We start from the raw sequence: 23,268 nt of genomic DNA on the forward strand, positions 1-23,268 counted from the left end.
ACCATGAAGAAACTGATCACCGCCATCGCCCTGCTGGCCGCCGCGCCCGCTTGGGCGCAGGACAAGATGACCGTCCTGCTGGATTGGTTCGTGAACCCCGACCACGGGCCGATCATCGTGGCGCAGGAAAACGGCTATTTCGCCGAACAGGGGCTTGAGGTGGAAATCGTCCCGCCCGCCGATCCGTCGGCCCCGCCGCGCCTTGTGGCCGCCGGTCAGGCCGATCTGGCCGTGTCCTACCAGCCGCAGCTGCATCTGCAGATCCATGAAGGCCTGCCGCTGAAGCGGGTCGGGACGCTGGTCGCCACGCCGCTGAACTGCCTGCTGGTGCTGGAGGATGGCCCGATCAAGACGCTGGCCGACCTCAAGGGCAAGAAGATCGGCTTTTCGGTCGCCGGCGTCGAAGAGGCGATTCTGACCGCGATGCTGAACGCGCATGGCGTGTCGCTGGACGATATCGAGATGATCAACGTCAACTTCTCGCTGTCGCCGTCGCTGATGACCGGCCAGGTGGATGCCGTGATCGGTGCCTTCCGCAATTTCGAGCTGAACCAGATGGAGATCGAGGGCGTCGCGGGCCGCTGCTTCTATATCGAGGAGGAAGGCGTGCCGCCCTATGACGAACTGATCTATGTCGCCAACCCCGAGACGATGGACGCCGACAAGGTCGCCCGCTTCCTGGCCGCCACCGAGAAGGCCACGCAGTATATCGTGAACAACCCCGAGAAAAGCTGGGAGGTCTTCGCCGCCACCTCGCCCGAGTTGCAGGACGAGCTGAACGCCCGCGCCTGGGTCGATACCCTGCCGCGTTTCGCGCTGCGCCCGGCGGGGTTCGATGCCGGCCGCTATGCCCGGTTCGAGGCCTTTCTGAAAGATGCGGGCATGATCGACAGCATCAACCCGGTCAGCGCCATCACCATCGACGTGACCGCGCAATGAGCGAGTATGGCAAAGCCTTCGCGCTGATGCGCGATGCGGCGCAGGGGCCGTGGCGGGAGTACACCCGCCACGCCTTTGTCGAGGGGCTGAAGGACGGCACCCTGCCGCGCGCGGCCTTTCTGCATTATCTGCGGCAGGATTACGTGTTCCTGATCCACTTCTCGCGCGCCTGGGCGCTGGCGGTGGTGAAATCGGAAACCCATGCCGAGATGCTGACGGCCGTTGCCACCGTCAACGCGCTGGTGGCCGAAGAGATGCAGTTGCATATCGGCATCTGCGAGGCGGCGGGCATTTCGCAGGACGAGCTGTTCGCCACGCCTGAACGCCCCGAGAACCTGGCCTATACCCGCTATGTGCTCGAGGCCGGCTACAGCGGTGATCTGCTGGATCTGCTGGCGGCGCTGGCGCCCTGCGTGATGGGATATGGCGAGATCGGCACCCGGCTGGCGGCCGAGGCCACCTCGGACACCTATCGCGACTGGATCGATACCTATGCCGGGGACGACTACCAGGCGGCCTGCCGCGCGGTGGGTGAGCTGCTGGATTCGGCTCTGACACGGAGACTTGGGGCGGATTTCCGCAGCGCGCCGCGCTGGGAACGCCTGTGCCGGACCTTCCGCACCGCGACCGAGCTCGAGGTCAATTTCTGGCAGATGGGCCTGACCCCATGACCCCGCCCCCCGATCTGATCCTCAGCGGACAGGCCAGCATCGACGGCGCGCCTCTGTTCGCGCCGCTGACCCTGTCGCTGACGGCCGGGCAGTGGACCTGTCTGCTGGGCGGATCGGGGGTCGGCAAGACCACGGTTCTGCGCCTGATCGCCGGGCTGGCGACCGGGGCCGAGTTCACCGGCGAGATCCGCGCCAGCGACGGGCTGCCGGTGGCCGACCGCGTGGCCTACATGGCGCAGGACGATCTGCTGCTGCCCTGGGCCACGGTCGCGCAGAACGTGGCGCTGGGCGCGCGGCTGCGCGGCGAACGGGTCGATCAGGACCGCCGCGCCCGGCTGATCGCGCGGATGGGCCTGCAGGATCACATGGCCAAGAAACCCTCGGGACTGTCCGGCGGGCAGCGTCAGCGCGTGGCGCTGGCCCGCACCCTGATGGAGGACAAGCCGATCATCCTGCTGGACGAGCCCTTTTCGGCGCTCGATGCGCGCACCCGCGCCGACATGCAGGACCTGGCCGCCGAAGCATTGCAGGGCAGGACCGTCCTGCTGGTCACCCATGACCCGGCCGAGGCCGCGCGTCTGGGCCAGTCGATCATGGTGATGACGCGCCACGGCCTGACCCCGTGCCAACCGCCCCATGCGCCGGTGCCGCGCAAGGTGGATGATCTGGAGACGCTGGAGACGCAGGGCGCGCTGCTGAAACTGCTGCGCGAGGAGGTGGCATGAAGATGCTCTCGGCCCTCGCTGCGACCCTGTTTGCGCTGGTCCTCTGGCAGGCGATCGTCACCCTGACCGGCCTGCCGAAATTCATCCTGCCCGGCCCGGCGGTGGTGGCCGAGACCTGGTGGCAGAACCGCTGGCTGATCGCCGAACACACTTGGATCACCGCCGTCGAAGTGCTGATCGGCCTGGTCTGCGGCACCGTGCTGGGCGTCGTCACCGCGCTGCAACTGGCCAATTCCCGCGCCGCGCGGGTGCTGGTGCAGCCGATGCTGGTGTTCACCCAGGCACTGCCGGTCTTTGCGCTGGCGCCGCTGCTGACCCTGTGGCTGGGCTATGGGCTGTGGTCCAAGGTCGCGATGGCGGTGCTGATCATCTATTTCCCCATCACCTCGTCGTTTTTTGACGGGCTGATGCGCACGCCGCCCGGCTATCTGGACCTGGCCCGCACCATGCAGGCCAGCCCGCGCAGCGTGTTGTGGCATATCCGCATCCCGGCAGCGCTGCCCTCGCTGGCCTCGGGGATGCGGCTGGCGGCGGTCTATGCCCCGATCGGGGCCGTGATCGGGGAATGGGTCGGCTCGTCTCAGGGGCTGGGATACCTGATGCTGCTGGCCAATGGCCGCGCCAAGACCGACCTGATGTTCGCCGCGATGCTGACGCTGGGGGTGTTCTCGATCCTGCTGCACCTGGCAGTGCGCCGCGCCACGGCCCGCATGGCCGGCGAGGCGCGTTAACCTCTCGGAAACCGATTCTGCGGCAATCATGGGCGCATGACCAAGGACGCCTTTGCCGAAGCCCCATCGCTGTTCGAAAGTGACGAAGCGCCGGTCACGCCGCTGCCCACGGGGCGGCTGCCCTCGTATATCAAGGACCACCGCAAGCGCCTGCGCGAACGGTTCATGTCGGGTGGCGCGGGGGCGATGCCGGATTACGAGCTGCTGGAACTGGTCCTGTTCCGCTCGATCCCCCGGCAGGACGTGAAACCGCTGGCGCGGCGGCTGCTGGATACGTTCGGCGATTTCAACCGGGTGCTGACCGCCCCGGTCGAGCGCCTGCGCCAGATCAAGGGCGTGGGCGATACGGTCATCACCGACCTCAAGATCCTCGAGGCCTGCGCCCATCGCATGGCCCGCGCCCGGGTGATGCAGCGGCATGTGATTTCCAGCTGGGACGCGTTGCTGGATTATTGCCACACCACCATGGCGCATCGCGAGATCGAGCAGTTCCGCGTGTTCTACCTGGACCGCAAGAATGTGCTGATCGCGGATGAGGAGCAGGCGCGCGGGACCGTGGATCATGTGCCGGTCTATCCTCGCGAGGTGGCCAAACGGGCCTTGGAACTGAATGCCTCGGCGCTGATCCTGGTGCACAACCACCCGTCGGGCGATCCGACCCCGTCGCAGTCGGACATCGACATGACCTGCCGCATACAGCAGGCCTGTTCCGCACTGGGGCTGGCGCTGCACGACCACCTGATCATAGGCAAATCCGCAGAGCTCAGTTTCCGGTCGGCGGGATACCTGTAGGGATCTGCTCTCTCCCCCCTCTCGGAATGCGCCTCGTTGCCGATTGCGCCGTGGCTGCGAGAACCAGCCATGCGGAGTTTTCCGTGGCGCAATCAGAGTAGAACCACGGCAAAGGCGGCCTCCATCGAACCGTCCGCGCGGGCCACGCCGGATTGCCGGATCCCCGGTTGCGCCTGCGATTTATCTTGCCGCGATCTTCAGGTCTTCGAGAAGGTTGTCCAACACCAGAAATTCGCCGGTGGCGCCGCAATCAGGCATTTTCAGCGACAGCTCGCGAAATCGCAGCGCCAAGTTCGCCCGCAGTTCAAAGGACTGGGCGCTGAATTCCCGGCCGCAATTGTCATCTGTCACCTCGGCCTCCAGCGACAATGCGATGGTACCGGAGCGGCGGGCCGCGTCCGAAGGAAAGGAATAGATCTCGACCACCTGCGCCTCGGGGAAACCGGCCTTGCCCAGATGCGTCACCGTGCCCTGGCCGCGGGCCGCAGGGTCGGCCCAGACATGCCCGGCCTGGCCATAGCTGGCGCCAAATTCCAGGGCATGGATCTGGAAACCGGCTTTGCCGGCCCACTGCAGCGCAATGCGGTCGTACCCGCCCAGGTCATTCACGCGGGCCGATGCAACAGCACCGTGACGGTCATCGAGGGCCACGACGAACACCGCATTTTCCGCCAGGGCTGGGATCGTTACGTCGAGGCGCCCGTCCGGACCCGTGGTTTCCGTGAATGAGAGGCCACTGTGATGCACGGTCACGCGCTGGTTCCCATGGCAGGGCGCGCTGACCGAAAGATCGACGCTGGCCATCGGCGCCGCAGTGGCAGTGGCCGCCACCTTGCAGTCGGTGCGGCCCGCCGGGCCGGGCAACTCTGGGGCGACCCGCGTGGGGGTCTTGGCTGGCGGTGCTTTCCCGCCTTCCCGGGGCGTGACCGACGTCAGAGCAATGTTGCGCAGTTCCGGCAGAACCGCGACTTCGACATCCGCGACCCTCAGCGGCGCCGAAGCCACCCGCTCCGCGACCGCGTCGGGATCGGTTGGAGCCGCCAAGCCGTTCTGCACCAGGTATCCAGTGCTCAGTGCGCAGCAGAGCGTTCCGCCTATGGTCACAAAATTTCCAAACAGCGCCATCACACCCACCTCTGTCGCAAGGGGAATGATGACGGTCGAAAGGAAAGGCGGCCAATATGTGGCCGCCTTGGGGATTTTTCATGCCGTCGCGCGGGCCGAGGTTCAGGCCAGGCGCCCGTGGCAATGCTTGAACTTCTTGCCGGAACCGCAGGGACACCGGTCATTGCGCGAGGGATTTCCCCAGGTTTCGGGATCATCCTCGACGAAACCCGGCCGAGCGTCACCGGACGCCTCGGCTTCGGCGATCGCCTCGGCCTGTTCGGCGGCCTGTTGCATCTGCGCCTGCTGCGCCGCCATCTGGGCCAGCATCTGGCGCTGTTCTTCCTCGGTCAGGGGACGCACGCGGGCCAGCTGCTGCGTCACCGCTTCGCGCAGGCTGTCCAGCATGGCTTCGAACAGCTGGAAGCTTTCGTTCTTGTACTCGTTCAGCGGATCGCGCTGGGCGTAGCCCCTGAACCCGATCACCGAGCGCAGGTGTTCCAGCGTCAGCAGGTGTTCGCGCCACTTGGAGTCGATGGTCTGAAGCAACACCTGCTTTTCGATGTTGCGCATGTTCTCGGGGCCGAAATCGACGGCCTTTTTCGCCATCATCTCGTCGGTGGCCTTGATCAGGCGTTCGCGGATCTCCTCGTCATCGACACCTTCCTCTGCGGCCCATTCCATGACCGGAACGTCCACGCCCAGCTTTTCGATCACGGCGGCGTAGAGCCCTTCGGTGTTCCATTGGTCAGCATAGGAATTGGGCGGCATGTACTGGTCGAGCAGGTCGTCGATCACCTGTTCCCGCATGTCCGAAACGATCTCGGACAGATCCTCTGCCGCCATGATCTCGCGACGCTGGCTGAAGATCACCTTGCGCTGGTCGTTCATCACGTCGTCGAACTTCAGCACGTTCTTGCGCATGTCGAAGTTGCGGCCCTCGACCTTGGCCTGCGCACGTTCGAGCGATTTGTTCACCCAGGGGTGAACGATCGCCTCGCCTTCCTGCATGCCCAGCGTGGTCAGCACCTTGTCGAGCCGCTCCGAGCCGAAGATGCGCATCAGGTCGTCTTCGAGGCTCAGGTAGAACACGGTGCGGCCCGGATCGCCCTGGCGGCCCGAACGACCGCGCAGCTGGTTGTCGATGCGGCGGCTTTCGTGGCGCTCCGAGGCCAGGACGAACAGGCCGCCGGCCTCCAGAACCTTCTGCTTTTCCTCGGCGTGCCGCGCCTCTTCGGCGGCCCGCAGCTCGACCGGATCGGCCTCGGGGTTCGCCGCGATGGCCTCAAGCACCTTCATCTCGACATTGCCGCCCAACTGGATGTCGGTGCCGCGCCCGGCCATGTTGGTGGCGATCGTCACGGCGCCCAGACGGCCCGCTTCGGCCACGATCTTGGCTTCCTGCTCGTGCTGGCGGGCGTTCAGCACGTTGTGCTTGATGCCTTCCTTGGTCAGCATCTGGCTGAGCATTTCCGATTTCTCGATCGAGGTGGTGCCCACCAGGACCGGCTGGCCCTTTTCGTGGGCTTTCTTGATCTCTTGGATCATGGCCGCGTATTTCTCGGCCGCGGTGCGATAGACCTGATCGTCCTCGTCGACCCGCGCGATGGGCTTGTTGGTCGGCACTTCGACCACGCCCAGCCCGTAGATCTCGGCGAATTCCTCGGCCTCGGTCAGGGCGGTGCCCGTCATCCCGGCCAGCTTGTCATACAGGCGGAAATAGTTCTGGAAGGTCACGCTGGCCAGGGTCACGTTCTCGGGCTGGATCTGGACGCCTTCCTTGGCTTCGATGGCCTGATGCAACCCGTCCGACAGCCGGCGCCCCGGCATCATGCGGCCGGTGAATTCGTCGATCAGAACGACATTGCCGTCGCGGACGATGTAATCCTTGTCGCGCTGGAACAGCTTGTGCGCGCGCAGGCCCTGGTTGACGTGGTGAACGACGGTGGTGCTTTCGGGATCATACAGCGACTGACCCTCGGGCAGCAGGCCACGGGCATGCAGTTGCTGCTCGAGGAACTCGTTGCCCTCGTCGGTGAAGGTCACGCTGCGGGTCTTTTCGTCCAGCGTGTAGTGGTCTTCCTGCAGAGACGGAATCACCTGGTCGATCGCGATGTAGAGGTCCGAGCGGTCCTGCGACGGGCCGGAAATGATCAGCGGCGTGCGCGCCTCGTCGATCAGGATCGAGTCCACCTCGTCCACGATCGCGAAATTGTGGTGTTTCTGATAGACCTCGCTCAGGTCCGACTTCATGTTGTCGCGCAGATAGTCGAAGCCCAGCTCGTTGTTGGTGGCATAGGTGATGTCGCAGGAGTAGGCCGCCATCTTTTCTGCGTCAGGCTGGCCGGAATAGATCACACCCGTGGTCATGCCGAGCATCCCGAACACCTTACCCATCCATTCGGCGTCACGCTTGGCCAGGTATTCGTTGACCGTGACCACATGCACGCCCTTGCCCGTCAGCGCGTTCAGATAGGCCGGGAACGTGGCGACTAGCGTCTTGCCCTCGCCGGTCTTCATCTCGGCGATGTTGCCCTGATGCAGGAAGATGCCACCCATCAGCTGCACGTCGAAGGCGCGCAGGCCCAGCGCCCGCTTGGCCCCCTCGCGCACATTGGCAAAGGCCTCGGGCAGCAGGTCGTCGAGGCTTTCACCATCGAGGGCGCGCTTGCGCAGATCCTCGGTCTTGGCCTTCAGTTCGTCATCCGAGAGTTTCTCGAACTCCGGTTCCAGCGCGTTGATCTTTTCGACCAGCGGGCGGGTCGCCTTGATCTTGCGGTCGTTCGGTGTTCCGAACACCTTTTTGGCGAGCGTTCCGAGTCCCAGCATGTTCACTCCAGCGGATCTGTTCGTGTCGAGGTTGCGACAGGCTTGCCCGCCTTGCGCGCAACCCATAGATACGGGGGGTGAAAGGCGGTCCTGTCCTAGGCTTCAAGCGATGTAAGCGGCAGGTTCTGGAGTGTCAACGCCGCGCCCCGTCGCGGCATGAGAATAGGATGATTCAATGCCCAAAGGCTTCACTTTTCTGCCATCGCTGGCCCTGACCGTCGCGATGGCCCTTCCGCTGGCGGCCGAAACCCAGGCGGATGCCGACACCGTGGTCGCCCGAGTCAACGGGGACGAGATCACTTTGGGGCACGTGATCCTCGCGCGGGCCTCGTTGCCGGCGCAGTATCAGGAAATCGACGACAAGCAGCTCTACGACGCCATTCTGGACCAGCTCATCGATCAGAGCCTGCTGAAACAGGCGCAGGACGGGGTGGTGCCGAAACACGTCGCGCTGGCGCTGGAAAACGAAGAGCGGTCATTGCTGGCGGCCGAAACCATCGAAGACGTTCTGCGGGCCTCGCTGACCGAAGAGGCCCTGCAGGCCGCCTATGACGCGAAATACGCAAACGGCTTTGACGAAGACGAATACAATGCCTCGCATATCCTCGTCGAAACCGAGGAAGAGGCCAAGGCGATCAAGGCCGAGCTGGACAACGGTGCCGATTTCGCCGAACTGGCCAAGGAAAAATCCACCGGCCCGTCCGGCCCCAACGGCGGTGAGCTGGGCTGGTTCGGCAAGGGCATGATGGTGCCCGAGTTCGAACAGGCCGTGATCGGCCTGGAAAAGGGCCAGATTTCCGAACCCGTTCAGACCCAGTTCGGCTGGCATGTCGTGATCCTGAACGACAAGCGCACGGCGGCAGCCCCCGAGCTTGACGAGGTGCGCGGGGAACTGGCGCAGAAAATCCAGCAGGACGCGATTCAGGCGAAGATCGACGAATTGAGCAAGGGTGCCCAGATCGAACGTCCGGCGCTGGAAGGCGTCGGCCCAGAGGTCATCCGGCAGCTGGACCTGGTGCAGGAGTAAGGCCGGATGGCGAAGATCGCTCATGTTTCCCCGCTGGCCCCGGCAGGTTTTCCCGATCTGCCGGCAATCGCGGGGGTGCGTTTTGCCTCGGTCGAGGCGGGCGTGCGCTATCAGGGTCGGACGGACGTGATGCTGGCGGTGATGGACCCGGGCACGTCGGTCGCCGGCGTCTTTACCCGCTCGGCCACGCGCTCGGCCCCGGTGCTGGATTGCCAGGACAAGATCGGTGGTGCCAGTGACGGGCCGGCGGCCATTCTCGTCAACTCGGGCAATGCCAACGCGTTCACCGGCCATTACGGGCAGACCTCGGTGGCCGAGGTGACGCGGGCTGTGTCGGAAGTGACGGGCGTGCCGGTGCAGCGCGTCTTTACCTCGTCGACGGGGGTGATCGGCGAGCCGTTGCCGCATGAGCGCATCCTGGCAAAGCTCGACACTCTGAACGGCGCGCTGAGGCCGGATGCCCTGAAAGAGGCGGCAGAGGCCATCATGACCACCGACACCTTCCCGAAAGGGGCCTCGGCGCAGGTGGAGATTGGCGGCAAAACAGTCTCTGTTTCGGGGATTGCCAAGGGATCGGGCATGATCGCGCCGGACATGGCGACGATGCTGGTCTACATCTTTACCGATGCGCGGGTCGAGCAGGGCGCCTTGCAGCAGATGCTGGGCGAGTTGACCGAGCGGACCTTCAACTGCATCACGGTGGACAGCGATACCTCGACCTCGGACACGCTGCTGCTGTGCGCGACGGGTGCTTCGGGCGTGGATGCCACCGGCAATGCCGACTTTGCAGCGGCGCTGGAAGGCGTGATGCTGGATCTGGCGCAGCAGGTGGTGAAAGACGGCGAGGGCGCCACGAAGTTCGTCGAGATCCGCATCACCGGGGCGGCCTCGGATGCCGATGCCAAGGTGCACGGTCTGGCCATCGCCAACTCACCGCTGGTCAAGACCGCCATCGCGGGCGAGGACCCGAACTGGGGCCGCGTCGTCATGGCGATCGGCAAGTCCGGCGCGGCGGCCGATCGCGACAAGCTCAGCATCTCGTTCGGCGATATCCTCGTGGCGGAAAATGGTTGGGTCAGCCCGACCTACCGCGAGGAAGACGCCGCCGCCTACATGAAGGGGCAAGAGCTGGTGATCGCCGTCGATCTCGGGCTGGGTGCGGGCAAGGCCACCGTCTGGACCTGCGACCTGACCCACGGTTACATCGAAATCAACGCGGATTATCGCTCGTGAAAACCCTTCTCGTTTCCGCGGTTGCGCTGATCGACGTGGATGGCCGGGTGCTGCTGGCGCAGCGCCCGGAAGGCAAGTCCATGGCCGGCCTGTGGGAGTTTCCCGGCGGCAAGATCGAAACCGGCGAAACCCCCGAGGCCGCCCTGATCCGCGAATTGCATGAGGAACTGGGCATCGACACCTGGGCGTCGTGCCTGGCGCCGCTGACTTTCGCCAGCCACAGCTATGACGACTTCCACCTGTTGATGCCGCTGTTTGCCTGCCGCAAGTGGCAGGGGATTCCGCAGTCGAAAGAGGGCCAGGCCCTAAAATGGGTCCGTGCGGCGGATCTGAGAAACTATCCGATGCCACCCGCCGACATTCCGTTGATCCCGATCCTGCGGGACTGGCTCTGAGGCCCTGCGGGCACGGGACGCCGCTTGCGATCGCATTGCACTTTGTCATCTGCCCGGCATGACCGTCCTTTTGGCGCCGACCCAGCATCGCCGCGATGCGATGGCCGCCAGGGTCGCGACCGGGCGACGTTCTGTCGGCAAGTTTGAGGGGCGCATCAAAACCGAGTTGCAGGGTTTTGGTCACCAGCCGAAATCACGGCCGAGATAGGCAGTGAGCTTTTTGTTGTAGGGGCGGTAGAATTCTTCGAGCCGATGCGCGGCGGCTTCGTCAACCTTGGGATACGAGCGCGCTTCGGTGCGGGTTTTCCGGTATTCGAACCGGTGGTCGTCCAGTTTCAGGAAGTCCGTCGAAACCGACCGCAACACACTGGCCGGGTTCGCGAAATAGTCCGCGCTGTTGAGGACAAGAAGCTGATCTTTCGGGACCACCGCGTGCCAAAACTTTAACTGCTCTACATAAACGCCTCGCAGCAGTGCCAATGGAACGTTTTCGAGAGAGTGGCCACCCGACAGGAGTTCAGCAAACATTTCCTGATCTATGGCCCGGCCGGCCAGCCGGGCAAAATCCCGGTCGATCCAGTCTTGAAAGGAAATATCGGTCATCCCGCCCCGGATGTTGTACTGGTAGGTGGAATAGGCGCGCTGGGCCGGATTACGCAGCAAGAAGATGAATTTGCACGTCGGCAGACACTGATGAATCATTTTTGGAAGGTGCGGGAAAAGGCAGTAGGAAGGACTGGCTTCTCCGGTAATGCCTCCAATATCTGCCAGCTCGCGCTCGGTGGGGAAATGCGCGCGGTACCAGTCAAGAGATGGACGTTCTGCCTGGTCGAAATAATGGATCTCCTTGGTCCAAGCGGGCAAAATCTGGGGATGGGTCGCCAGGTTCTTGTAAAAGGACGTCGTGCCTGCCTTTTGGGCGCCGATCACTATGAAACTTGGAAGTGCGCGTGAACTGTCCCGAAGGTTCCGAAGATGAAGCTGTGTGCCGCGCGCAAATGAATATAGGATACTGCGCCGCACGCGGCGACGTATCTTGTCAACGGCGCTCATGATGCACCATCCTCGTCATTTGGCCCCGAACGCGCTGCCTGAGCGCCGTTGCCGAGGTTGGCTTGACCCGGCTGCTGCCCGTATCTGCGTATTGGTTCATAGCTTGTTGACCCCAGCATCGACGCGGCAAGGTTCAACAACTCCTACGAACGCCGCCTGTCCGATTTGTTCCCGGATTGTGTCATCATTGGTGAGGGTCAGCAATGCTTTGGCCAAGACAGCAGTCTGCTCGGGAGAAACATCCGGGGCAGGCCGCTGTCTTTAGGATCAGGGTGCATTGTAACTGACGACGCGGCGCGATTCCCGGTCCGAATGACGACCGACGATATGCCTGATCCCGTCTGGCAGAGCGTTGCTGCCCGCCGCGACCGGTGCCAAACGATTGACTAACCGAGTGCGGTCGGTAACCTTGTTGCGGTTATTTTCGGCTGTTTCGGGTTGACGAGTTTATGCAAGAATACTCCGGGCCGTTGTTCCTAGTTGGAAGCCCAAGAAGCGGGACAAAACTGCTTCGCGACCTGCTGAACAGACATTCCGTTATCAATCTCTGCAATCCCGAAACCTATTTCGTTCCGTATCTGTTCCAGAAGCATGGCGGTGATCCCAAGAATTTTGACGCGGATCTTGACCAATTGTTTGCCGATTTCGACCGAACGCCATTCCAGCTCTACAGCCGGGCGATGGGAAAGCCGACCATGACCCGGGCGGATTTCGATCAACTGAGGTTCGCGCGGACGTGGAGCGACGCATTCGAAATCATCATCAGGTTTTACTCGGATGGCGGAGCTGATGCGCAAGGTCTGTGGGGAGACAAAACCCCTTCCTATGTGTTGGAAATGGATCTTTTGAAAGAGATTTTCCCGGCTGCGCGGTTTTTGCATATCATCAGGGATCCGCGGGATGTGGCCGTGTCGGCGCATAAGGCATGGGGCCACAATGTGTTGCGAGTGGCAGCCAAGTGGGCCCGCGACATGGAGGCAGCGCATCGGAGTGCGCCCAAACTTGGGTCTGACTATCTAACTGTCCATTATGAAAGCCTGCTCGCGAACCCCGGAATTGAGTTGCGGCGGATATCGGAATTCCTCGAGCATCCATTCGAAGAAATCATGATGTCCCTGACGGTTCCGTCCGAAAACCTGGGCAACGCAAAAGGAAAGCTGGAAATCGACCAGAACAACTTCGGGAAATACCGCCAGGCGCTCAAGCCGCGGGTGCAGAAACGAATTGAAGAGATCGTCTATGACGTGATCGAAGCCACCCCTTACGAAGTGGAATACGCAGAGCGTTACAGACCCTTGTCGCGACCTGCGCTGATCTGCCTGACAGCTGCGGACGGTATGAGATCCATGATGCACGTGGTTCGTAGGCGCGGATTGGTGAATGGTGTTCGGGTCACAATCGGACGAAGGATTCAGAAAAAGCGAAACTCGCGCATTCGGCGAAGCTGACCGGGATCGGTTTCGCCGCTTTTGTTGTCACGATTGCAACAAGAGGTTCTCCTGCACGTGAGTGGTCAACGTTGATTGTTGGTGCATGGCGGGCCACTTGGATCGGCAGTGATTGCCGCGCGACTGGCGCGCCGGACCAGATAGAGGCCGTCGTGGCTCAATCATATCCAAGCTGCCGCATCAGGGGGCCGCAGCTTTCCTCTATTAGCGATCTGAGATTTTCCGGCAGTCGGGCGTGGGCTGAGGTATTCACATCTGCCCGCAGATGAGTGCTTGCACTGGAGATATCATAAAATGCGTCCACCTTCTGCATCCCGACGACCTGACCGTTCTTGTCAAAGATACGTGCCTTGTCCTGCAGGCAGAACCCTGAGACCGCCCTGGGATCGAGACCGCAGAATGAGAACACCTTGGCGCTGGTCGCAACAATGTCGGTGATGATCTCTTCGAAACGGAGCAGAATGATGGGGAAGTCTTCGCCGGCAAGTTCAAGAAATGTCCGTGCAACGGATTGGTACAGTTTCACGGATTTTTCCGGCGTTGCACCGCGCGAAATCATGCTTTCGCAAAGGCCGACAGCGTCGCGCACAATGCCAATGAAGATGGCGTTGGGATAGATCTGACGCAAGTCCCGGGCAAGTTCCACATTGTAGTTGACCAGTTTCACGACCATTCTGGAACTTTTGGCGGGGCCGTTCCGGTAAAACCCGTGCGCCTCCATGGCGGCCTTGTATCTGGAAACTTCTGCTTGATTTCGCAGTGTTGATTGCGTGAGCCTCTCTGAGACCCAGACCCGCATGCGTTGGTCCATTGCAGAGGGGCGCATTGGCTTGTGTGGGTTCAGCAAATCCCCTTTTGCGACCAAGACCGGCAGGTAGTGGTACGCGATGCGGGCGAAATCCAGCAAGGTGTTTTTGTTTTCCCAACTCGGTCGCAGTACCTCGTGAAATTCTCCGTTCGGCCAGGTCGTGTCCGGGTGAGACCGCAAGATGTTCAGGAGTTGATTGGTGCCGCCACGCTGTAGCCCAAGAATGAAGATTGGTCCGTCCGGTTTCATACGCGACCTCCACCGGTTCGGAAGACATGGTGTAACGCAGGAACTGGCGCGGGAATTGGGTTGCCGCTTGATACGGTGCAGGCCGCAAGCAGACGTTCGGCGGTCTGCCGAATGCCGAACCGTTCGCGGATCGTTTCAGCCGCATGCCCGGCAAATGTCTGGCACAGCCCGGCAGCGCAGCCTTGGACATCCTCTGAAGGGCTGGTTGAACGGGCCTCGAACCTCTCGCGATCCAGCGCTGACAAAAGCATCTTGCTATCGAAAGCGAGGCCTGTCGCTGATTCCGTGTGAGCGAGAACCTTGGTTTTTTTCATTCCAGTAACCGCTGAACACCAACAACTGATCAAAAACCGCCAAACAAAGCTCTCGCATTGTACAGCCGGGAAATGTTGAAACCGCCTTCGGTCGCGTTTTTTGCATCGCGGCCTCGGCGCAGTTTAGCCGAAAACAGCCGTCTTGCGGCAAAAACTTGCTCAAAAGGATTGGAAACACCCAGGTCTGTGCAGCAATTTGCCAATAAGTGCCACCTACAAGAAATAATTCGCCGATATAGAGTTTGGGATATCGCACTTACGGTTTTAAAAAAGAGTCATGGCGTATAGGCAGCGCCGCGCATGTTGGGATGCATGCAGTCCAAGGGGCACCACTCAGGCCCTAATGAAACCAATAAGACGGATCGGTACGGGTGGCGTGCCGTCCGGTTGAGATCGAGAAGGAATCCGGATGAACGGAGATTTGACCAGCGCCGATTTGGCGTTCGATGGCGCGCAGGGCTTCGGCTCTGGGGCGGATGGCGGTCGCGGCGGCGAAATCGTCAAGGTCACGACCCTGGCGGATTCGGGGCCGGGATCACTCAGATGGGCCCTCGAAGAACTCGACGGACCGCGGATCGTGGTCTTCGAGGTGAGCGGCGAAATCCAGCTACAGGATGCGATCAAGGTAAACGGCGACGTGACGATCGCCGGTCAGACCTCGCCCGAGGGCATCACGATTACGGGCGCCAAACTGCGCATCGTCGAAAGCGATGTCATTATCCGCGGTTTGCAGTTCCGACCCGGAGATGGCGACGGGGATACACCAGAGAACCGGGACGGGATCTCGATTGGCAGCAGCACCCAAACCGTCGAAAACGTCGTCATCGACAGCAACTCGTTCAGTTGGTCGATCGACGAGTTGATCACGGTTTGGTACGGCGCGAAGAACATCACCATCTCCAACAATATCTTCGCCGAAGCGTTGCAAAGCTCGTTGCACCCGAAAGGCGACCATTCGATGGGCATGCTGATCGGAGATGGCAGCTCGAACGTCACGGTGGTTGGCAACCTGCTGGCTCATAATGAGTTTCGGAATGCCACGGTGAAAGACGACGCCAAACAGATCGAGTTCATCAACAACGTGGTCTACAATTATGGTCCGAACGGCTTCCTCGGCCACGAGGGGACGACGGCTCATATCATAGGCAATATCTATCTGGCGGGCCAGGATTCGGCGGGCCGCGCGGCCATTCGTCTGGAGTCTCCGGAAAGTGGCACGGCATATTATGTCCATGACAACCAGGCGGAAGTTGACGGCGCAGCCATGTCGAAGATTTCCGACAGCTACGTGTTTGAGCCGAGCAATGTCACCGTACTGTCCTCGGACGAGGTTCTGGACTACGTCCTGTCAAATGCCGGCGCACGTTATCCGGAGCTAAGCCCGATTGATGCACGGATCATCCAGTCGGTGATCGACGGAACCGGCCGCATCATCGATTCCCCTGACGATGTGGGGGGGTATGTGTTCGTGCCCAACACCACGGCGCCAAAGGATAGCGACGATGACGGGATCCCGGACTACTACGAGGAGATCCTCGGCTCGAATCCGGATGTGTTCGACGCACATGGCGACGCAGACGGGAACGGCGTGCACAATATCGAAGACTACATCAACGGTTTGCTCGACGGTTATGCTTCGGATACGCAACCGGCACCCGCACCCGCACCTGCACCCGCCCCTGAGGAAAGCGGTGATGCGGTCGCCGACGGTGCTTCCGAGCACCGTATCGAGGCCGAAACCTTCGACTTGACCAACGGGTTTTCCGTAACTTCGATCGAAGGTGCTTCCGACGGCAAAGTGATCGGTGTCAAAGCCGGGACGAGCGGTGAAGCCTCGACCGTCTTCAACGGAACAAGCGGTACCTATGACTTCATCATCGGCTATTACGATGAGAACGATGGCGCGTCGAACCTGTCTGTTCTGGTAAATGGAAGTGTTGTCCATAACTGGACGTGGAATCAGGACCTTGGTTCGAACCTTGCGGATGGCGCTACCGCCACCAAAATCACCATATCGAACGTCCAGCTGAATCCCGGCGACGTGATTACGTTCTCGGGATCATCGGACGGCAAGGAACCGCTCAGAATCGATTATCTGGAACTGGTTCAGCCGGAAGCTGGCGGAGAAGAGGACGACGCCGCTCTGTCTGCGCCGGAGAATGGCACGAAGAAAACCCATCTGGTCGAAGCGGAAACGCTGCAACTCGAAAGCGGCTGGAGGGTCAGGGAGAGTTCGGTTGCCTCTGGCGGTGAAATGATCCAGGCCGTTGGGAAAGGACAGGCGAAAGCGTCGACGGCGTTCGAAGGCGAAACCGGGTTCTATGACATTGTCGTCAACTATTTCGACGAGGCCGATGGCGAAAGCAACCTGAGTGTCATGGTCGGTGGCGAAACCGTCGACAGCTGGGTCTGGGATCAGGAGACCGAACAGAAGTTTGCGGCCCGTGACAGCCTGACAAGCCACGTCATCGAAGATGTCTGGATCGAAAACGGCGAACTGATCGCATTTGAAGGGACCCGCGATGGCAGCGAGCCCCTTCGCGTGGACAGCGTCGAATTCTATTCGGACGACTTCATGATCGCGTAGTGCCAGCGTCGCTGGGATGGGGCCTGCCGGTCTGAACTGGAATGGCTGGCCCCAACGCAGAATACCGCCTCTGTGCGTAGCGGGCTGGGCTCTGATTTCAGGCCCCGCCCGTTTTTTGCATCCAGCGCAGAGCAATTTCCCGAAAGATTTCTGGTGCCGTGATGCGCAAAGACACCAGAAACGCTGTGGCAAAAGCCGCTCCCATCATGAACAGCAGCACGAGGTCGCTGTCTGTTTTAAGGGCGCTTTGAACAATCAGCGCCATTGCAGACGCGACCGCCGCGCAAACCGCGCCGGGTACCAGGGCTTCGAATGTCCTGTGCCCGGAAATATCCAGCCTGCTTTTGAGAAACAGGTAGTTGGACATCAACCGGATGATCGCCAGCACCAGTTGAATGAAAGCAACCGCCGTTATTCCGTACGGAACCGCAAGCCAAATCAGCACAAGGAAAAATGGCAGATTTATCAACGAGATCTTGAACATAAGGTCGGTTCGGCCGAGGGCTTTCATCAGATTTCCCGGAACCATGTCTATCGTTCCCGCCGCAAATGCGATGGCCAGAATCTGCATTGGTACAATCATTGCGTACCATTTCGGGGGGTAGAGCACATGCACCAGAGGCTCTGCGAGAACCGCGATGCCCGCGCCGGTCCCGAACATCAGAATGGCGCAGTATCTTAGAGAACCGTAGAAATACGATTTGAGTGCCTCCGGGTCGGATTGGATTTTTGACATGACCGGGTGCAGGACAAAGCCTGCAACGTTGGTGAAGCTCTTGATTCCCAGCGCAGGAATGCGAAAGGCCACCGAATATATTCCCAGCGCCGTCGCCCCCAGAACCTTGCCGATCAGAAGATTGTCCAGAAGTCGCGGAGTCGCGTTGATGAATTGTGCGCCAATCAAATGCGCCCCGAAACCGGCAATGTATTTGAATGTTGCCAGATCAGGTTTGCGGGTCGGCCGCCAAGGCCTGATGATCCAGGTCGTGATGGCGCCGACGGTGATCCCGGCGAGATGGCCCAACACCAGCGACCAGACACCAAAGTCCAGAACTGCAAGCAATATCGAGACAAGTCCCTTGGTCAGTCCACGCAATACGTCGGGCACCAGTTTGGCCTTGAGACGCAATTCCCGGACCAGGAAATTCAGATTCACAACGGCCGTTGCCCGCATCACCAGTGTAAGGGCAATCACGGGCAGAAGGCTCGAAAGAAGCGGATCACCGTACCAGTCGGCGATTCGCCCTGCGGTCAGCCAGAGCAACGTGGCCAGAGAGCCTGAAAACAACAGGCCACACAGGAGAACCGCGCTGGCTGTCTCTTCCACCTTGTCACGGGTGGAAACAAGCGCTGCCCCCATGCCGAACTGCGAGACGATTTCGAAATATCCCATGATCGCCAGGCAAATGGCCATGGTTCCGAACTCTGCGGGCTCAAGGTACCAGGCCAGGACAACAATCGATAAGAGATTGAGAACCTTGGTGCTGAAAAAGGAGAGGTAGGCCCACAAGGCGTTCCTGACGCTTTCGCCTACGTTATCGGAACGCGCTTTCTCAACCATTCGGACACGCTACACAGCTGCGCGGTATGCGGTAAGGCACTCGCTAAAATACATTGATACAGAAACTCCTGATAGCACAGTTTAGAGATACTTGTAAGCACGCGTTGCAGGTTGCTTTTCTGTGCAGCTCGCCTTTGGAGGAAAAGCGGGCACCAAGCGAAATGGTGCCGCGACAGGACCAGACCTGTTCGTGCCGGGACACCAATTGGTCAATGCCGCAATTTGAGTTCGGGTGATCAAGATCATGCCCTTCGGCCTTGCCAGACCCGATTTTCCCCGAAGGCAGGGGCAAATTTTCGCCACCGGCTGGCGATTTTCGTCTAAAGTAAGCTGACATTGCATTGCGGCTGAGCGGGTCAGAACTGCCCAATTTCTCTTTTTCGTCCAATTTGGCGCGGTGCACGCATTCCTCTGGCGCCAATCTGAAGGCGTTTTTTGGCAATTTGAGCAAATGGTTCTTGGTTCTCGGTTGGTATCGATATGCGAAAAACAAAAATCCTGGCACTGACGAAATCGACCGGCGGTATCGCGTTCTACAACAAGCTGCTGCTGTCATCCTTGAACCGAGAACAGTTCGAGTCGCACACCATTTGCCTTTCGGAAGGATCGCAAAGCTATGCGGAGGGTTTGCGCAGCCTTGGTCTGGGTGCGGAAGAGTTCCCCATGGACCGGTACAGGATCAGCCCGGTCGGCGACCTTCGGGTCTTGCGGCATGTGCTGAAGGTTGCGCGGAGCAGGAACATTGACATTCTGGTGTGCCACGGCAGCAAGGCGGGTTTCCTGGGCCGGGTTGCCGGGCGTATTTTGAAGATCCCGGCGATAAACCGTCAGGCGTCCATGCCGTTCCTGAAGCGGGTTCAAGGCCGGAAGGCCCCGATTTATTGGGCGCTCGAAGCCGGAGCCGGATTTTTTGGGGGCACGACCGTCGCGATCACCGACCATGCGCGTCGCGAGAGCCTGAAGAAACGGGTTGTCTCTGCCAACGCGATCCACGTGATCCGAACGGGTGTCGATACCGACAGGTTCCGGCCCCTGGGCTTGCGCGAAACCGTGGCTGCAGAGCTTGGGTTGGACCCGGCACGCCCCATCGTCGGGTGGCTGGGCCGGCTGGAGCCGCAAAAGGCGCCGCTGGATTATGTCGAGGCGCTTCGCGAGGTGGCCCCTGGACACCCGGACGTTCAGTTCGTCATCGCCGGGGAGGGAAACTTGCGGAAAGAAGTGGAACATGAGGTGCGCAAGGACGGGCAGCTGGAAAATGTTCTGCTTCTGCCGTGGCAAAAGGATCCGGCCCGCGCGCTTCAGGCCATGGACATCTTTGCCATGAGTTCGCACTGGGAGGGGTTGCCGCTGACTCTCCTCGAAGCGATGGCCAGCGGGTGCGCGCCGGTGTCAACAACCGTGGACGGTTGCGTGGAGGCGATCGAGTCCGGCGTCAGCGGATTGCTTGTCCCGCCCGGAGATCCATCGGCGATGGCCAAGGCTTTGGATGAATTGCTCTCCTTTCCCGACCGCAGGCGCAGCATGGCCATTGCCGCGCGCCAACGGGTCCTGGATCTGTTTGACCGGCGGCGGATGATCCGGGAGTGGGAGGAGTTTCTTTTGCAGCAGGTCGAAAGTTCCAGGCCGGATGGCCCGGAGAAAGGCGGGCTGGAACCACCACAACAGCCCACCACGCCCGAGGCATCGGCCCCGCAGGCGCCGATGAGGATCTGCATGGTGATCTCGTCTTACCACCCCGTTGTCGGCGGTGCCGAAAAGCAGGTGGCGCAGATTGCGCGCATCATGACCGACATGGGGCATTCCGTACGTGTGATAACGCGCCGTTATCCCGGTCTGGCCCCTTTCGAAACGATCGACGGCGTCGATGTGCAGCGTGTCGGGGGCGGCGGCCCCAAAACCGTGGCCGCATTGCGATTTGTCCTTGGGGCAACGCGTGCGATCCGAAGCTTCGCCCCCGACGTCATTCATTGCCATTCGGCCTTCTCTCCGACCCTCGCTGGGTTGCTGGGGGGGGTGTTCCCCGACCGACCGGTGCTGGTGAAGCCGATGTGTGGCGGTGAATTGACCTCGGTTCTTTCCAAGACCGGCGGCCATCTGCGCGGCGCAGCGATGAAGCGCAAAGTGAGTCGCTTTGTCGCTGTAAGCAGCGAAATCGAACAGGAGCTTCTGCAATTCGGATTTCCCGCCTCCAGGATTCTGCGCATTCCCAACGGCGTGGATACCGACCGGTTCCGTCCGTGCCGGGAGCCGCTCGAGAAATCCAAACTGCGAGAAAGCCTTGGCCTGCCCGACGGGATACTGGTGCTGTTTGCCGGACGCCTGGCGCGACAAAAAAGGTTGCCGCTGCTGCTGGAAGCCTGGCCGGAAGTACGGTCTCGCTGTCCGGACGTGACGCTGCTGATAGCCGGCGCCAACCGAAAGACGTCATCGGGATTTTCGGCAGCTATTGGCGATGCCGAGGACGTCCCCGCACATTTGCTGGAACAGGACGGCGTTCTGTTTCTGGGGCATGTGGATGACATGCCCTCCTGTCTCCGGGCCTGCGATATCTTCGTTCTTCCGTCGGCCAGAGAGGGGCTGTCCAACGTCCTGCTCGAGGCCTGTGCGTCCGGGTTGATCGTCGTGGCCTCGCAGGTCGGAGGAACCGAAGACGTGATCGAGAATGGCAGGAACGGCGTAATGTTTGCGCCGGACAGTCTTGATGAATTGTCTGCGGCGCTGGTCCAGTTGACTGCCGATATCGAGCGCCACCGCGGTCTTGGCGCGTCGGCTCGGGAAACCATCTCCCGGCGCTTTGACGTGAGAAAGACGGCTGAGCGTCTCTTGATGACCTATGCTACGCTGTGCAGCAGTGGCGAACACCCGCCCGAAGCCGGTATTCCCCGCGCGTCAGATCCCAACAGGAGTTAGGCGAAATCCACGGGGGTCCCGAACGCAGACGGGATGACAGCGCCAGGCAACGCGTTGTCATCCGTCCGGTATCTCGATGCTTTCTGGACTTGCCGCGCGGCCTCGGAGACCCTTGCCGCCTTGGATCGTCAGGATAGCGCAAGGGCCGTGCAATTTGCGTACCGGATATGGGGTCGATCCAGTGGCTGCTATCCGCAGCGAGCTGACAACAGATCCGTCTCGCGTTCAGTTCCTCAACTGGGGCGCTCATCGAGCCACCAACGCTTTCAAGGACATCCCCAACGTTGTCTTGGCGGGAACGCCCTTCCTGCCAGAGAGCCAGTATCTCGGTCTCGTTTACGCCAGCACCGGCTTACCTATCGAACAGGAAATCCCCGCTGACCTCCTCAAGGAGATGCGCCTCGGTGAGCATGGTCATGAGATCCTGCAGGGCCTCTGCAGAGCTTCGGTTCGGGGAGGTGGATCTCGCTGTCGTCCCTGCAATGGCTATATCGTCGCTGCCCCGAAGTCCGGCATACGGAAAGCACTGCCAACATGGTTCCCCGGCTGCGAGGTAAAGACCTGGAGGCCCCGGCACAAGCCGCTGAGGGGCAAGGTGAGCGGCATTTCAATGGTGGGGGAGGATCGCTCTTCCCCCCATACCCCTTGCCAACGTCATACCCGCCCCAACAGCATCGCGGCAGGACACCGCCCGCATAGGCCGATTGAAGTTCGCCGCCGGAAACCGCACTGGGCCTGCAGAGAGAGGTGAGGGGCTGCGCAGGCTACCGTAGACCAGATCGTAGACCATCTGGTGCCTGTTGACGCCGTCTGTCCTCTGCTGTTAGCCCTTGTTTCGTTGAAGGGAGACCCAAAGAGGGTGCCTGTAACGGGAACGGAACCGGAGACACAGCTTCTCCTGGGCACCATTCCCTACAGATAAGCCTCTGTTTCCCTTCAGTTTTCGCTACTGAGAGCTGGAGGCGTAGACCATGCTGGAGCTATGCTGCCGTGTTCAACCATTTGGCCAGCACTTCTAGCGGGTATCCATTCCCATATCCGTGTCCGACACCTTCGGTTTGCCAGCCGCCTATCTGGTCGACGATGTCAGCAGGACACTCCACGGCGCGAAGTCGGTCTCGCATCGAATGGCGGAACGAATGCATGGTGCAGTTCTTCGGCACGAAGCTCTTAATCCATTTGTTCAGTGCTGCACTTGCAGAGTTCGCATTCGTCTGGTCGCTTCGGTTATATCGAGGAAAGGCGAACTTCTGCCCGTTGGCACTTGAGACAACGCGCTGCGCAGCCCATAGGGAAGAGCCAACCAGCGGTACAAGCCGTTTGCTCCCGGCGGTCTTCAAGCGTCGCCACTCGTGTTCCTGAATGACGACGTGGGGTATTCAGTGAGCTTCACAGAGGTTTCCAAGTTCGTGGGTGCAACTGACGACCCAATGGCTGGTGCGACTGCACCCAACCTCAGCAAGTGTTTTCCCGGAAGGTCGATGTCCTGAACGCGCAGGTGGTACCAGTGTTCATCCAGCTGCTGGGCAGCTCGTTGCGCTCGCGATCTGGCCACTACAGCTGACCTCGTGCGAAGCGAGAAGCTGATCCTGCTCGCAGTGTAGTGGTGGGACAGGTCACTCGGAACCCGTCGTGAGAAGTAGAAAACCCCCTGCTTCACAAATGTGAACGGGGCAGTTTTGGTCTCCAGCATGGTCTACGCCTCCAGCTCTCAGTAGCGAAAACTGAAGGGAAACAGAGGCTTATCTGTAGGGAATGGTGCCCAGGAGAGGCATCCAAGTCCTATATCTTGGGGTGCCGTGGGATATCGATATTTCTCTAACCACTTCTAAAATAGACTTTTCATTGTTTCAACCTGTTCCGTTCTGCCCTATTGTACCCCATATGTAGGG

The 23,268-nt window shown here is 60.8% G+C and carries 19 protein-coding genes; 11 read left to right on the plus strand and 8 right to left on the minus strand.

Annotated features, from left to right (window positions below):
* Positions 1-3: 3 nt before the first annotated feature.
* From AVO45_RS11995 to radC, 5 genes are read left to right on the plus strand one after another with little or no spacing between them, the layout of a single operon-like run.
* Complete coding sequence (locus AVO45_RS11995) at positions 4-939, plus strand: ABC transporter substrate-binding protein (protein WP_068347252.1); 936 nt, start codon at positions 4-6, stop codon at positions 937-939.
* Positions 936-1,610, plus strand: a complete 675-nt coding sequence (gene tenA / locus AVO45_RS12000) for a thiaminase II (protein ID WP_205627883.1) — start codon at positions 936-938, stop codon at positions 1,608-1,610. Before AVO45_RS11995 ends, tenA begins: the two co-directional genes overlap by 4 nt.
* Positions 1,607-2,335: an ABC transporter ATP-binding protein gene (locus tag AVO45_RS12005; protein WP_068347254.1), complete on the plus strand. Its 729-nt coding sequence runs from the start codon at positions 1,607-1,609 to the stop codon at positions 2,333-2,335. The genes tenA and AVO45_RS12005 overlap by 4 nt, the downstream gene beginning before the upstream one ends.
* Entirely contained in the window at positions 2,332-3,066 is a 735-nt protein-coding gene (locus AVO45_RS12010; RefSeq protein WP_068347256.1) for an ABC transporter permease, read from the plus strand. The genes AVO45_RS12005 and AVO45_RS12010 overlap by 4 nt, the downstream gene beginning before the upstream one ends.
* A 36-nt stretch (positions 3,067-3,102) precedes the next feature.
* Positions 3,103-3,858 (plus strand): RadC family protein, encoded by a 756-nt coding sequence (radC, locus tag AVO45_RS12015; RefSeq protein ID WP_068347258.1) that lies wholly within the window; start codon positions 3,103-3,105, stop codon positions 3,856-3,858.
* Between the two features lie 180 nt (positions 3,859-4,038).
* Here radC and AVO45_RS12020 read toward each other — a convergent pair whose 3' ends face one another.
* Together AVO45_RS12020 and secA are read right to left on the minus strand one after the other, a co-directional pair.
* Positions 4,039-4,983, minus strand: a complete 945-nt coding sequence (locus tag AVO45_RS12020; RefSeq protein WP_068347260.1) for a hypothetical protein — start codon at positions 4,981-4,983, stop codon at positions 4,039-4,041.
* 102 nt (positions 4,984-5,085) lie between these two features.
* Entirely contained in the window at positions 5,086-7,791 is a 2,706-nt protein-coding gene (gene secA, locus AVO45_RS12025; protein WP_068347262.1) for a preprotein translocase subunit SecA, read from the minus strand.
* A 175-nt stretch (positions 7,792-7,966) separates the two neighbouring features.
* Between secA and AVO45_RS12030 the strand changes: the two genes are divergently transcribed.
* Genes AVO45_RS12030 through mutT form a run of 3 tightly spaced genes read left to right on the plus strand, consistent with a single transcriptional unit; the run spans position 7,967 to position 10,446 of the window.
* Complete coding sequence (locus AVO45_RS12030; protein WP_068347264.1) at positions 7,967-8,818, plus strand: peptidylprolyl isomerase; 852 nt, start codon at positions 7,967-7,969, stop codon at positions 8,816-8,818.
* A gap of 6 nt (positions 8,819-8,824) precedes the next feature.
* The gene (argJ, locus tag AVO45_RS12035) at positions 8,825-10,051 is read left to right on the plus strand and encodes a bifunctional glutamate N-acetyltransferase/amino-acid acetyltransferase ArgJ (protein ID WP_068347266.1); all 1,227 of its coding nucleotides are present in this window, start codon (positions 8,825-8,827) and stop codon (positions 10,049-10,051) included.
* On the plus strand, positions 10,048-10,446 hold the full coding sequence (gene mutT / locus AVO45_RS12040; RefSeq protein ID WP_068347268.1) for an 8-oxo-dGTP diphosphatase MutT: 399 nt from the start codon (positions 10,048-10,050) through the stop codon (positions 10,444-10,446). The genes argJ and mutT overlap by 4 nt, the downstream gene beginning before the upstream one ends.
* Before the next feature lie 180 nt (positions 10,447-10,626).
* Here mutT and AVO45_RS12045 read toward each other — a convergent pair whose 3' ends face one another.
* Positions 10,627-11,499: a sulfotransferase domain-containing protein gene (locus AVO45_RS12045; RefSeq protein ID WP_082688770.1), complete on the minus strand. Its 873-nt coding sequence runs from the start codon at positions 11,497-11,499 to the stop codon at positions 10,627-10,629.
* Positions 11,500-11,948: 449 nt separating this feature from the next.
* On the opposite strand from AVO45_RS12045, the gene AVO45_RS12050 reads away from it, so the two are divergent.
* On the plus strand, positions 11,949-12,947 hold the full coding sequence (locus AVO45_RS12050; RefSeq protein WP_082688771.1) for a sulfotransferase family protein: 999 nt from the start codon (positions 11,949-11,951) through the stop codon (positions 12,945-12,947).
* A gap of 157 nt (positions 12,948-13,104) precedes the next feature.
* Here the strand turns inward: AVO45_RS12050 and AVO45_RS19430 are convergent, their stop codons facing one another.
* Positions 13,105-14,004 carry a sulfotransferase gene (locus AVO45_RS19430; RefSeq protein ID WP_082688772.1) on the minus strand — a complete coding sequence of 300 codons (900 nt, stop codon included), beginning with the start codon at positions 14,002-14,004 and terminating at the stop codon, positions 13,105-13,107.
* Entirely contained in the window at positions 14,001-14,318 is a 318-nt protein-coding gene (locus AVO45_RS19735; protein ID WP_157770147.1) for a hypothetical protein, read from the minus strand. The genes AVO45_RS19430 and AVO45_RS19735 overlap by 4 nt, the downstream gene beginning before the upstream one ends.
* 409 nt (positions 14,319-14,727) lie before the next feature.
* Between AVO45_RS19735 and AVO45_RS12060 the strand changes: the two genes are divergently transcribed.
* The gene (locus AVO45_RS12060; RefSeq protein WP_068347275.1) at positions 14,728-16,905 is read left to right on the plus strand and encodes a right-handed parallel beta-helix repeat-containing protein; all 2,178 of its coding nucleotides are present in this window, start codon (positions 14,728-14,730) and stop codon (positions 16,903-16,905) included.
* 97 nt (positions 16,906-17,002) lie between these two features.
* Here AVO45_RS12060 and AVO45_RS12065 read toward each other — a convergent pair whose 3' ends face one another.
* Both AVO45_RS12065 and AVO45_RS19740 read right to left on the minus strand, forming a co-directional pair.
* Positions 17,003-18,466 carry a lipopolysaccharide biosynthesis protein gene (locus tag AVO45_RS12065; protein WP_082688773.1) on the minus strand — a complete coding sequence of 488 codons (1,464 nt, stop codon included), beginning with the start codon at positions 18,464-18,466 and terminating at the stop codon, positions 17,003-17,005.
* Between the two features lie 43 nt (positions 18,467-18,509).
* A complete protein-coding gene (locus AVO45_RS19740; RefSeq protein ID WP_157770148.1) occupies positions 18,510-18,869 on the minus strand; it encodes a hypothetical protein in 360 nt (119 codons plus the stop codon).
* 77 nt (positions 18,870-18,946) lie between these two features.
* Between AVO45_RS19740 and AVO45_RS12070 the strand changes: the two genes are divergently transcribed.
* On the plus strand, positions 18,947-21,376 hold the full coding sequence (locus AVO45_RS12070; RefSeq protein WP_068347280.1) for a glycosyltransferase: 2,430 nt from the start codon (positions 18,947-18,949) through the stop codon (positions 21,374-21,376).
* A 1,336-nt stretch (positions 21,377-22,712) separates the two neighbouring features.
* Here the strand turns inward: AVO45_RS12070 and AVO45_RS20165 are convergent.
* Positions 22,713-23,069 carry a DUF6538 domain-containing protein gene (locus tag AVO45_RS20165; protein ID WP_068347282.1) on the minus strand — a complete coding sequence of 119 codons (357 nt, stop codon included), beginning with the start codon at positions 23,067-23,069 and terminating at the stop codon, positions 22,713-22,715.
* Positions 23,070-23,268: the final 199 nt, after the last annotated feature.

It is taken from the genome of Ruegeria marisrubri (genome assembly GCF_001507595.1).
GTDB classification, from domain to species: Bacteria; Pseudomonadota; Alphaproteobacteria; order Rhodobacterales; family Rhodobacteraceae; genus Ruegeria; species Ruegeria marisrubri.